General features: G+C 41.5%; 9 protein-coding genes. 3 read left to right on the top strand and 6 right to left on the bottom strand.

Going from position 1 to position 12,175, the window contains the following annotated elements; translation table 11 throughout:
• Positions 1-140: 140 nt before the first annotated feature.
• Both P3L56_RS19100 and P3L56_RS19095 read right to left on the bottom strand, forming a co-directional pair.
• Positions 141-3,281, bottom strand: coding sequence for an efflux RND transporter permease subunit (locus tag P3L56_RS19100; RefSeq protein WP_272686021.1), 3,141 nt, complete (start codon positions 3,279-3,281; stop codon positions 141-143).
• Positions 3,281-4,513 (bottom strand): efflux RND transporter periplasmic adaptor subunit, encoded by a 1,233-nt coding sequence (locus tag P3L56_RS19095; RefSeq protein WP_048605884.1) that lies wholly within the window; start codon positions 4,511-4,513, stop codon positions 3,281-3,283. The genes P3L56_RS19100 and P3L56_RS19095 overlap by 1 nt, the downstream gene beginning before the upstream one ends.
• Positions 4,514-4,796: 283 nt before the next feature.
• On the opposite strand from P3L56_RS19095, the gene P3L56_RS19090 reads away from it, so the two are divergent.
• The 3 genes from P3L56_RS19090 (at position 4,797) to P3L56_RS19080 (ending at position 6,096) form a co-directional block, all read left to right on the top strand.
• Complete coding sequence (locus tag P3L56_RS19090; protein WP_226619061.1) at positions 4,797-5,087, top strand: DUF1471 domain-containing protein; 291 nt, start codon at positions 4,797-4,799, stop codon at positions 5,085-5,087.
• 30 nt (positions 5,088-5,117) lie between these two features.
• A complete protein-coding gene (locus P3L56_RS19085; protein WP_042845689.1) occupies positions 5,118-5,471 on the top strand; it encodes a helix-turn-helix domain-containing protein in 354 nt (117 codons plus the stop codon).
• A 226-nt stretch (positions 5,472-5,697) separates the two neighbouring features.
• Complete coding sequence (locus P3L56_RS19080; protein WP_166686953.1) at positions 5,698-6,096, top strand: MerR family transcriptional regulator; 399 nt, start codon at positions 5,698-5,700, stop codon at positions 6,094-6,096.
• A gap of 43 nt (positions 6,097-6,139) precedes the next feature.
• Here the strand turns inward: P3L56_RS19080 and P3L56_RS19075 are convergent, their stop codons facing one another.
• The 4 genes from P3L56_RS19075 to pepA form a co-directional block, all read right to left on the bottom strand.
• The gene (locus P3L56_RS19075) at positions 6,140-6,634 is read right to left on the bottom strand and encodes a GNAT family N-acetyltransferase (RefSeq protein WP_042845687.1); all 495 of its coding nucleotides are present in this window, start codon (positions 6,632-6,634) and stop codon (positions 6,140-6,142) included.
• Positions 6,635-6,805: 171 nt separating this feature from the next.
• Positions 6,806-9,676 (bottom strand): valine--tRNA ligase, encoded by a 2,871-nt coding sequence (locus tag P3L56_RS19070; protein ID WP_181469352.1) that lies wholly within the window; start codon positions 9,674-9,676, stop codon positions 6,806-6,808.
• A gap of 36 nt (positions 9,677-9,712) precedes the next feature.
• A complete protein-coding gene (locus P3L56_RS19065) occupies positions 9,713-10,162 on the bottom strand; it encodes a DNA polymerase III subunit chi (protein WP_034782118.1) in 450 nt (149 codons plus the stop codon).
• Between the two features lie 338 nt (positions 10,163-10,500).
• Positions 10,501-12,012, bottom strand: coding sequence for a leucyl aminopeptidase (gene pepA / locus P3L56_RS19060; RefSeq protein ID WP_042845685.1), 1,512 nt, complete (start codon positions 12,010-12,012; stop codon positions 10,501-10,503).
• Positions 12,013-12,175 lie beyond the last annotated feature (163 nt).

Here is a 12,175-nt window from a genome sequence, read left to right as displayed (position 1 = left end):
TGCTATTTTTTAATTTTTATTTATATTAATGATAATTTCCTTTATTTTTTTGTTTTATAATGAATTTTATTTGGTGATTAAATAAAAAGCTCACCAAACTACTTGTGCTTAGTGAGCTTCCTTATCGGATAAAATATACGTTATGTTGATTTCTTGGACGTTAATCTCCGTATCGTCATATAAAATACAGGGGTTAGCAATAAGCCGAAGAAGGTGACGCCTAACATGCCGAAAAATACCGCGATCCCCACTGCTTGTCTCATTTCAGAGCCTGCTCCAGTGGCTAGTACCAGTGGAATAACTCCAGCAATAAAGGCGAAAGATGTCATCAAAATAGGGCGCAATCTTAGGTGCGAAGCCTCCAATACAGCGGTTAGTGGATCTTTTTCTTGCTTCTCTTGCACTATTGCGAATTCAACAATCAAGATAGCATTCTTCGCCGCAAGACCGACCAGTACAATAAAGGCAATTTGTGTGAAAATATTATTATCCCCGCCGAGCAACCAGACTCCCGTAATTGCTGACAGTAGTGCCATTGGGGCTATTAGTAATACTGAGAATGGTAACGACCAACTGTTATATTGGGCAGCTAATATTAAGAAGGCAAATAGTACTGCTAATGGGAAAATATAGAGAGCAGAATTACCCGCTAATTGTTCTTGGTAAGTTAAATCTGTCCATTCAAAATCCATTCCTTCAGGTAAGGTATCACGTAAGATTTTCTCCATTGCGTTAGTTGCTTGACCAGAGGTATAGCCTGGAGCTGCATTGCCAGTAATATCAACGGAAGGATAGCCGTTATAATGGATCACGCGGTCTGGGCCATTTGTACGAGTAATAGTCACTAATGCACTTAAAGGGATCATTTCGCCATGTTTATTACGCACTTTGATCAGTTCAATATCTTTTGGGTCCATTCTAAATGGAGTATCAGCTTGAACAACAACACGATAGGTACGACCGAAGCGATTGAAGTCATTGACGTAGAGAGAACCTAAATTGATTTGTAAAGCATCGAAGATATCGGTCAGTGTTATTCCTTGAGACTTGGTTTTCTCACGGTCAATATCTACATCTATTTGTGGGGAATTAGTCTGAAAACTAGCCATCATTCCTGTTAACTCGGGTGATTGCATCGCTTTCATAAGGATTTGTTCTTGCACTTGTGCTAATGCATCAAAACCTAGGTCAGCCCTATCTTCGATTTGTACTTTAAAACCCCCCATTGAACCAAGTCCAGGCACAGGAGGTGGAGGAAATATACCAACAAATCCGTCAGGTATCTGGCTGAATTTGCCCATTAAGCGCTCTGCAATCGCATTTGCAGACAAGGAGGGGTCAGTTCGCTCATCAAAAGGCTTGAGCATGGCAAACATGAGGGCAGAGTTAGGCAAATTAACAGGCCCATTCACTGAGAGGCCAGGGAAAGCCACTACATTTTCAACTCCTGGTTCCATCAATGCAAGGCGTGACATTTCTTTGACAACGGCTTCTGTTCTATCGAGAGATGAACCGGATGGTAATTGAGCAACGCCAATCAAATAGTATTTATCTTGTGCGGGAACAAAACCATTAGGCACTACTTTGAAGCCTAATGCGGTTAGCCCAACAAACCCCAGATATAGCACTAGAACAATTAAGCTTCCTCGAATACAACGGCGTACGATTAGAACGTATTTGTTAGATAATGTATTGAAAAAAATATTAAATTTTGTAAAGAAACGACCAAATATTGCATTGATAATACGAGTAAGCCAATCTAACTTTGTATTTTTATCATGGGATTTGAGCAAAATCGCGCTAAGGGCAGGGGATAACGTTAGCGAGTTAATTGCTGAAATAATTGTCGAAATAACAATGGTTAATGAAAACTGACGATAAAATTCTCCTTGTAGGCCAGACAAAAATGCGGTGGGAATAAAAACGGCGGCTAGAACTGAGGTAATCGCAAGGATTGGGCCTGTAACCTCCTTCATTGCCTTAAATGCGGCTTCTTTTGGGGCTAAGCCCTCTGAAATATGCCTTTCAACGTTTTCGACGACGACAATAGCATCATCGACAACTATTCCTATTGAGATAACTAAACCAAATAAAGATAACGTATTTAGAGAAAAACCAAACAGGTACATAAAGGCAAATGTGCCGATTAAGGATACTGGTACAGCGACTAATGGAATAATAGAAGCACGCCAACTTTGTAAAAACAAAACAACAACCAGGACAACTAATATGGTGGCTTCAAGCAGTGTGATGGCGACAGATTTTAAAGAAGCACTGACAAATATGGTTGGGTCATAGGCGATTTTATAATCGATTCCTTCGATAAAGTTAGCTTGTAAACGCGCCATAGTTTCTCTGACTGATTCGGCAACCTCTAATGCATTTGCCCCTGGGCTCATCACAATTTGTAGCCCGACTGCATTTTGCCCATTCAGCAAACTACGAAGTGAATAATTATCGGCACCTAGCTCTAGCCTAGCGACATCTTTTAAATAGGTGGCTTGTCCATCTTCTCCTGAGTGAATAATAATATTGCCAAATTGTTCTTCAGTTGTGAGTCGTCCAAGGGCGTTTATACTAACTTGAAATGATGATGTTGCATTCGGTTGTTGCCCAATAGAGCCTGTAGCAACTTGGACATTTTGTTCTCGAATAGCGGCAACGACATCATTTGCGGTTAGCCCTAATGAGGCTATTTTTGTTGGGTCAATCCATGCTCGCATCGCATATTCACCTTCACCCCATACTAATGCGCTTGCCACTCCAGGTAGTCTTGCGATTTCATCACGGACATTGAGTAATGCATAGTTAGAAACAAACAGAGGTTCGTAGACATTATTAGGCGAGTACATATGGACAACCATTAGTACGTCCGGTGAAGTTTTCTCTGTGGTAACGCCAATTTGCTGAACTTCTTGGGGTAAACGGGGAATAACGCGTGATACTAAGTTTTGTACTTGTATCTGCGCGATATCGGGGTCAACATCTTGTCTAAACGAGATTGTGAGCACCATTTTTCCATCGGTTGACATCTGTGAGCTCATATAGAGCATGCCCTCGACGCCATTTACTGCTTGCTCAATGGGGGAGGCAACGGTGTCTGCAATCACTTTTGGGGTGGCACCAGGATAACTCGCAATAACTTGAACTGTCGGCGGTGTTACCGATGGATATTCGCTTAGGGGAAGCTTATAAAAGCTTAATACCCCAGCTATCACTATAAATATTGATAAAACCATAGCGAAAATAGGGCGCTGTATAAAGAAATGAGGAAACTTCATTATTGTTTCTCCTCGACTTCATTGACGGTCAGATGTTTGTTGTTCGTGGTTGACTGAGTTGCTTCTGCTGCTAATGAGGGATGCATAGGAATAGGATTAGGCATGACTTCCATACCCGGTCTAATAAGGCCTTTAATAATAATTTTCTCACCAGCAGTTAAACCGTGATTAATGACTCGGAGGCCGCCAATCATGGCGCCTAGTTCCACAGGGCGATATTCTGCCTTATTATTTTTATCTAGAACGAGGACGTAGTTCTGCCCTTGATTAGAAGCAATCGCTTGGTCATCAATTAAAATTGAAGGTGTTTTTTCTCCTATAGGCAGTTGTGCACGAATAAACGTACCGGGTATCAATTTGCCATCTTTATTGGCGATAACCGCTCTGACTTTTACTGTGCCAGTCGTTCTCTCGATTTGATTGCCAATAAAATTAAGGGTGCCAGTATATTGCGTATGTTTTTCATTTGGTAACCGTATGGTCACTGGAGGTAAAGCTGTCGCGCTATTTTTTATTGTTGACGGCTGTAAACTTGTTAGTTTATGAAAGGTAGTTTCATCAATATCAAAGTAAGCATATATTGGGTCAATAGAAACAATCGTGGTTAAGCGAGTCGCCTCATTCGTATCCCCACCAGTCACTAAATTACCTTCAGTAATAAATGCTCTATCAACTCGACCCGCAATCGGTGAACGAATTTGGGTATAAGATAAATTTAATTTAGCGGACTCTACGGCTGCTTTGGCGGATTTTACTTGCGCATTATTAGCCGAAAGTATAGAAAGGGCATCGTCATAGTCTTTACGGGAAATCGCCCCTTTATTGACTAATCCTTTGAGGCGCTGGTAATTTCGCTGAGCTTGTATGGCTAAAGCTTCTGCTTGGCTTAATTTTCCTTCTGCATCAAGTAGTGCTATTTGAAAGGGTCGCGGATCTATATGAAAGAGTAAATCCCCTTTTTCAACCAGTTTCCCCTCTGGAATTTCTATCGAATTAATGCGTCCACCAACCCGAGGGCGTAAATCCACGATTTTGGGAGACGCTAAATAGCCTGTAAATTCAGAGGAAGGGACAATTTCTTGTTGAATAACTTCTGCTACAGGCACTTTGGGAAGTATGGTGGAACTTGCTGTTTCTGATTTGTTATCATTATTTGCGTCTTGAGCAATAACTAGACCACTTATGCCCATAGCTACAACAAATGTAGCGTATATCCCGATTTTTATTTTCATAATAAACCTTACCTAATTAATTGATCTCATTGTTAGCTTAAAACTTGAATAAGAAATATTTGGGCAGGGTAAAGGTTACAGTAGTTGTAAGGTCAACCGTTTTAATTTAATAAGGCTTTAATAGGATATTAAAAATCGAAAAGGAACCTTTAATTAATTCAATTATGATTAATTGACTAAAATATACTGTGAAAAAATAGAAATAAGCTATTGACCTTGTATCTACTTTAAGGTTTTTAATAATAATCATTAATTTAAATACATACTTAAATAAGGGTTAATGATGAAGAAGATGATAGTTTTATTAGCGTTAAGTTTATTTAGTTACCAGGGTTTGGCTTCCGGTAATAAGGTTAACTTTCAGCCGGTATCAAATAAAATAATTGAAAATAATTCCTCAACAGAACCTCACAGAAAAATATTAGTAACAAAGACTTTTGTTGGTGATGCTAGTTTGTCATCAATTGAAATGCAGGCTCAGCAAGAAGCTAAAAAGTTAGGAGCGAGCCGCTATAAAATTGTTGGCGCAAGCGGTGAAAATCAACTTCGAGGACATGTCACATTTTATCAGTAAAGCCATTCGGTTTTATTAAGGAGATGAGCGATGAGTCATCAAACCATTAGAGAAAATGTAATACAAGATATTCTTTTGTGGATCGATATGAATGTAGATAAACCACTACAGATAGCGGAAATCTCTGATAGAGCAGGATATTCAAAGTGGTATTTCCAACGTATTTTTAAAAATACGGTTGGTGTGAGTTTAGGACAATATCTTTTAATCAGCCGCTTGTTAAGGGTATCAACAGATTTGAAAGAAACCAATGATAAAATCATTGATATCGCTTTCAGGTATGGATTTGATGGTCAGCAAGGGCTAACACGAGCATTTAAGCGAGAATTGAAAGTGACCCCTGCTAAATATAGGAGAGAAACAATGCTAAGATATCATGCATAGTTTAGTGAATAGGTTTTAGAAGAAGGAATAGAATTAGCTAGTCATCTGGCTAATTCTATATACCAAAAGAACCAAAAAAATACGATACTAATAAATTTAATTATATATTTTAATAATATAGTGGACAAATGAAAAAATATGTTTTTTTCTTGACATTACAATGATGGTAAGGATTAGTATTATTGAAAGTTTACAATGGGCTGTATCCGTTTTTAGGTGGTCAATAATGAAAATAGGTGAATTATCAAAACTATTCAACATTCCAAGGGAGACTATACGTTTCTATGAAAAAGAGGGGTTAATTATTCCTCCTAATAGAAATGATAATAACTATCGAAGCTATAGTGAAAATCACATTGAGAGACTAAGGTTTATTAAAAACTGCCGTAGTCTTAATATGTCTCATCGCGAAATAAAAAAACTATTAGACTTATTGGATAATAATAGTAATGATTGCCAATTAGTTGAATCTGTTATTAATACGCATTTAATTAATGTGAGAGAAAATATTGAAAAATTAATTAACTTAGAGAAGGAACTAATTATTTTACAAGAACATAGTGATGAAATAGGTTCTCGATATAAATGTGGGATCATAAAAAATCTATTATCTAAAGAATATTAGATAAATAAGGATAGCATATTGACTACCCTTATAAGCTTTATAATTACAACGCTTTTAACATACGAATTTCACAGTCGCTATGGCCTGTATTACCTAAAGGGGCATCAATAAATTCAAAACCTAACTTTTCGTATAGCTTAATTGCGGCTTGTAAGTCTTTGGTGGTTTCTAAATAGCAACGGGTATAACCTTGTTGTTTCGCAAACTCCAGTGACATCTGCACAATTTTTTTGGCTAAGCCTTTGCCACGTAATACGGAAGATAAATACATTTTCTGTAATTCCGCTGTTTCGTTATCGCCGCCTGCCAGTTGTGAAACACCGCCGCCACCGACAATTTCCCCATCCATTTCTACCACCCAATAAGCGCTACGGGGTTTGTTGTATACCTCAAATAAGGTATCTAAGATGGGGTCTGCAACGGCAAAGCCTTTATCTGCAGTTAAACCATGTTCAGCAGAAACTTCACGGATCACCGCGGCAATCCCTGCATTATCTTGTTGTTCAATAAGTCGAACGTTATAGTTTTGTGTTGTCATGTGAAACTCTTGATTATTATTGTGTACAACTCAGTGTAGAGAGAACCAGAAGGGAACTTCAATCTGAGAACTGCGAACGCAGTCGTTTGATGATACTCGAATTATTCAGCAAGAAAAAGCCCTTATTAGTAAACCAATAAGGGCTTTCAAGTCGGCTAAATTAATGAACCGTTATAAAGAGGCAATTGTCACTTTTTGCGCTTCAATTTTCGCTTTCGCTTCAATATTAGCGGTTAAACGCTCACGCTCTTTTTCCACTACCGCAGCAGGTGCACGGCTTACAAAACCTTCATTTGCTAGTTTGTTTTCAATGGTTTCGATCTCTTTAACCACCTTTTCCAGCTCTTTATCTAAACGAGCCAGTTCGGCGTCTTTGTCTACTAGACCCGCCATTGGGATCAGTAACTCAGCACCACCAACTAGTTTGGTGACAGATATAGGCGCTTCTTCACCTTCAGTTAATACTGAGATGCTTTCTAAGCGAGCCATTGACTTGATAAAGTTCTGGTTTTCATCGACACGACGTTTCGCATCGGCAGAAGCACCACGCAGCATTACATCGAGCGGTTTACCTGGAGAAATATTCATTTCAGCACGAATATTACGCACGGCGATAATCGCTTCTTTGATCCACTCAAGGTCACTCAGCGCGAGTTGATCCACTTTAGCCGCATCGAACTCAGGGAACGCTTGTAGCATGATAGTATCAGCGTCGATACCTTTCACTACTTTGACGCGTTGCCAGATGGTTTCAGTGATAAACGGAATGATAGGATGTGCAAGGCGCAGTAGGCCTTCTAATACCTCAATTAAAGTGAAACGAGCCGCACGAACTTGTGCTTCGTTACCTTTATGAACCGCAGGTTTAGACAGCTCTAAATACCAGTCACAGAACTCGTTCCATGTGAAATCATACAGAATACCCGCTGCGATATCGTAACGGTGAGTGTCTAACGCATCGCGGTAAGCTTTCACTGTCTGATTAAATTGTGCCATGATCCAGCGGTCAGCGAGTGAAAAGCTCATCTCTCCGCCGTTTTGGCCGCAATCTTGACCTTCCGTGTTCATCAACACGAAACGGCTCGCATTCCAGAGTTTATTACAGAAGTTACGGTAACCAGACAGGCGTTTCATATCCCAGTTGATATCACGACCTGTTGACGCTAATGCCGCTAAAGTAAAGCGCAGTGCATCGGTTCCGTGGGCTTCAATTCCTTCTGGATACTCTTTACGGGTGCGTTTAGCGATCTTTTCAGCCAATTGTGGCTGCATCATGTTGCCTGTGCGTTTTTCGAGTAAATCTTCCAGAGAAATACCGTCAATCATATCCAGTGGGTCAATAACGTTCCCTTTGGATTTCGACATTTTTTGGCCTTCTTCATCGCGGATCAGGCCTGTCATGTAAACAGTTTTAAATGGAACTTGTGGCTCGCCATTTTCATCTTTAATGAAATGCATGGTCATCATGATCATTCGGGCGATCCAGAAGAAAATAATATCAAACCCACTGACTAATACATCGGTTGGATGGAAAGTTTTCAGTGCATCTGTATTTTCTGGCCAGCCGAGGGTGGAGAATGTCCACAAGCCGGAAGAGAACCAAGTATCTAGAACGTCATCATCTTGACGTAGTGTGATATCTGCCCCTAAGTTGTTTTCACGGCGAACTTCGTCTTCGTCACGACCTACGTAGACGTTGCCTTTTTCGTCATACCACGCGGGGATGCGGTGACCCCACCACAATTGGCGAGAAATACACCAATCTTGGATATCACGCATCCACGAGAAATACATGTTTTCGTATTGGCGAGGAACGAACTGAATACGACCGTCTTCGACAGCTTTGATGGCATCACGGGCTAAAGGCTCAGTACGTACATACCATTGGTCAGTTAGCATTGGCTCAATAACGACACCACCACGATCGCCATAAGGGACGGTGAGGTCATGAGGTTTCACCTCAACGAGTAGGCCTAATTGCTCAAACTCTGCCACAATAGCTTTACGTGCTGCAAAGCGCTCCATGCCACGGTATGCTTCAGGCATTTCGCTGCTATAAGCGGTTGATGGGTTACCGTTAGTATCGAAAACTTCAGCTTCGCTGCGTACGTTACCATCTAAATCCATCATGTTAATCATCGTTAACTGATGGCGCTTACCGACTTCGTAGTCATTAAAGTCATGAGCTGGGGTGATTTTCACGCAGCCCGTGCCTTTTTCCATATCGGCGTGCTCGTCACCAACAATAGGAATACGGCGGTTAACAATTGGTAGAATAATTTCTTTACCAATCAAATCTTTATAGCGAGGATCTTCTGGGTTAACAGCAACGCCAGTATCTCCCAACATGGTTTCAGGACGTGTAGTAGCAACGACTAAATAGTCTTTGCCTTCGGCGGTTTTTGCCCCGTCAGCTAATGGGTAACGCAGGTGCCACATAGAACCTTTAACTTCACGGTTTTCGACTTCTAAATCAGAAATTGCGGTGTGCAGTTTTGGGTCCCAGTTAACAAGGCGCTTACCACGGTAAATTAAGTTTTCTTTGTAGAGACGAACGAAAGCTTCTTTAACAGCTTTAGATAAGCCTTCATCCATGGTGAAGCGTTCGCGTTCCCAATCAACAGAGTCGCCTAGCCGACGCATTTGTTGAGAAATAGTGCCGCCAGATTCTGCTTTCCATTCCCAAATTTTGTCAATAAATGCATCACGGCCGTAATCGTGACGGTTTTTGCCTTCTTCTGCCGCAATTTTACGCTCAACGACCATTTGAGTCGCGATACCTGCGTGGTCAGTACCTGTTTGCCATAAGGTATTTTTACCTTGCATACGTTGGTAACGGATCATGGTATCCATGATGGTTTGTTGGAAGGCATGCCCCATATGCAGGCTACCAGTGACGTTCGGTGGTGGAATGACGACACAGAAGCTATCTTGGGTGGTATCCCCATTAGGTTTGAAATAACCGCTTTTCTCCCAGTGAGCATACAGTGATTGCTCAATTTCTGCGGGGTTATAGGTTTTATCGAGCGAAGGCTCATTCATTGGGCTATCTGGTTTCTTTTCCATTATCTTTTGTATTCAGTAAGTTGGCGGCGCCGCCATAGTCAAATTGAAGCCGACGCTACGGTATATTTTGTACCGCTCACGCGCCAACTGTTTTAAAGTTTCATCAATAGGTACGAAGTCTATCACTTCATGGAAAGCCGTGGCAAAATCTGCGAACTGATTTTGTAAATTAATCAGTATATCACGTGGCGTATTTCCCCGTTTGGCAGGCCAACAAATTTCAATAGGCGCACCATAACGAGGGCCTTCACCCGCTAAATTATGGGGAACAAACTGATGTGGGTCACGCTGCCACAAGGTTTCATCTATTTTTTCTGCCTGTTGCTGCGTTTCGCAAGCAATCAGAACTCGCTTCCCATTACGCCACAATTGAGCAGCAAGCTCGCAAGCTAGCCATTCATGGGCTTCAAGATCAGGAAGCGGTGAGGCTTGTGTTAGTTGGTAAAATGTACCTTTTTTCATATACCCATTATACCCGTCATACTTCAGTTTGTAGGGGTGTTGGCTACGCTCTTTCGCCTTAGTCACCTACTTAGGTATGCTCCTAAGGTCTCAGTCGCTTGCCGCCTACCTACAAACTGAATTATCTAGGGTATAGTTTAAATCGCTACCCTTCAATTTGCAGGGGTGTATTTTGGTAACCAAGCGCAGTATATATCTATGCTTAATTATATCCTTTTTTATAGCTGCCTCAAAATGGCTTTCTCAGTGCCTTGAAAACCAAAAAACAATATCCCGAATCACTATTGCTCATCGGGATATTTTTATGGACGAGATACAGCTAAATCATTTAAATGGGATTACTCATCACCATTTAAACCCGCGCGGTTTAGTAAAAACTGCGCTAGCATCGCGACCGGACGACCAGTAGCCCCTTTCGCGGCACCTGAACGCCAAGCGGTACCTGCAATATCAAGGTGTGCCCAGTTATATTTAGTGGCAAAGCGAGATAGGAAGCAGCCAGCGGTAATTGCACCTGCTGGACGACCACCTGTATTCGCTAAATCAGCAAAATTAGGGGTGATTTGGTCAAAATACTCATCCGCTAGTGGTAAGCGCCATGCACGGTCACCCGCTTGTTCCGAGGCATTTAACAGCTCATGAGCTAGTGGATTATGGTTTGACATCAACCCTGTATAATGGCTACCTAACGCAATTACACAAGCCCCTGTTAAGGTAGCGATATCAATAACCAGCTCAGGTTCAAAGCGTTCAACATAGGTGAGTGCATCACACAGAACTAACCGACCTTCCGCATCAGTATTAAGTACTTCAACGGTTTGCCCTGACATGGTAGTTAAAATATCGCCGGGACGATAAGCGCGACCACCAGGCATGTTTTCACAACCTGCTAGTACCCCAATCACATTGATTGGAAGTTGCAATTCAGTGATAAAACGCATCACGCCATACACACTTGCCGCACCACACATGTCGTATTTCATTTCATCCATGCCTTCGCCTGGTTTGATTGAAATACCACCTGAGTCAAAGGTTAACCCTTTACCGAGCAGAACAATTGGCTTGCTGTCCGCATCTGGGTTGCCTTTATATTCCATAATGGACATCAGTGATTCATTTTGTGAACCTTGACCCACTGCTAGATAGGCATTCATTCCCAGCTCTTTCATTTGCTCTTCACCAATCACACGAGTGGTTAGTTTGCTATCTGAAATATCTGCTAGTTGACGAGCTTGAGAGGCTAAGTAACCGGCATTACAAATGTTTGGTGGCATGTTACTTAAGTCTTTCGCAGCTTTAACCCCTGAAGCAATGGCTAAGCCATGGGAAATCGCGCGCTCACCACTGGTCAATTCACGGCGTGTTGGGACATTAAACACCAGTTTGCGTAGTGGGCGACGGTGCTCTGTTTTATTACTTTTTAGTTGGTCAAACACATACAGCGATTCTTTTGCTGTTTCGACTGCTTGACGTACTTTCCAGTAGTTATTGCGGCCTTTTACATGTAATTCAGTTAAGAAACATACGGCTTCCATTGAGCCTGTTTCATTCAGAGTACTAATTGTTTTCTGAATAATTTGTTTAAATTGGCGTTCATCTAATTCGCGCTCTTTACCACAACCGATAAGCAGAATGCGTTCAGACAGAACATTTGGTACATGATGGAGTAGCAGGGATTGCCCTACTTTACCCTCAAGTTCGCCGCGGCGCAGCAGGGCGCTGATATATCCGTCACTAATTTTGTCCAGCTGTTCAGCAATTGGGGACAGACGGCGTGGTTCAAAGACTCCGACAACAATACATGCACTGCGTTGTTTTTCCGGGCTACCACTTTTTACACTAAACTCCATGCGTTCTCCTGAATCTTAAAGACAAAGGCCGATGCTCCCGCTAGAATTAGCGTTTCGCATGATCTACCTCATAGAGAATGAACTCTTTATGTTAAACTGACCATCTATACGCGAAATAAACCAAGTTGTATGCTGTTTATCGCGATACAACTACGAAGTATGG

This window comes from Providencia sp. PROV024 (assembly GCF_032709665.1).
Taxonomy (GTDB): domain Bacteria; phylum Pseudomonadota; class Gammaproteobacteria; order Enterobacterales; family Enterobacteriaceae; genus Providencia; species Providencia huashanensis.
This window is presented reverse-complemented; position numbering and strand designations above follow the sequence as displayed.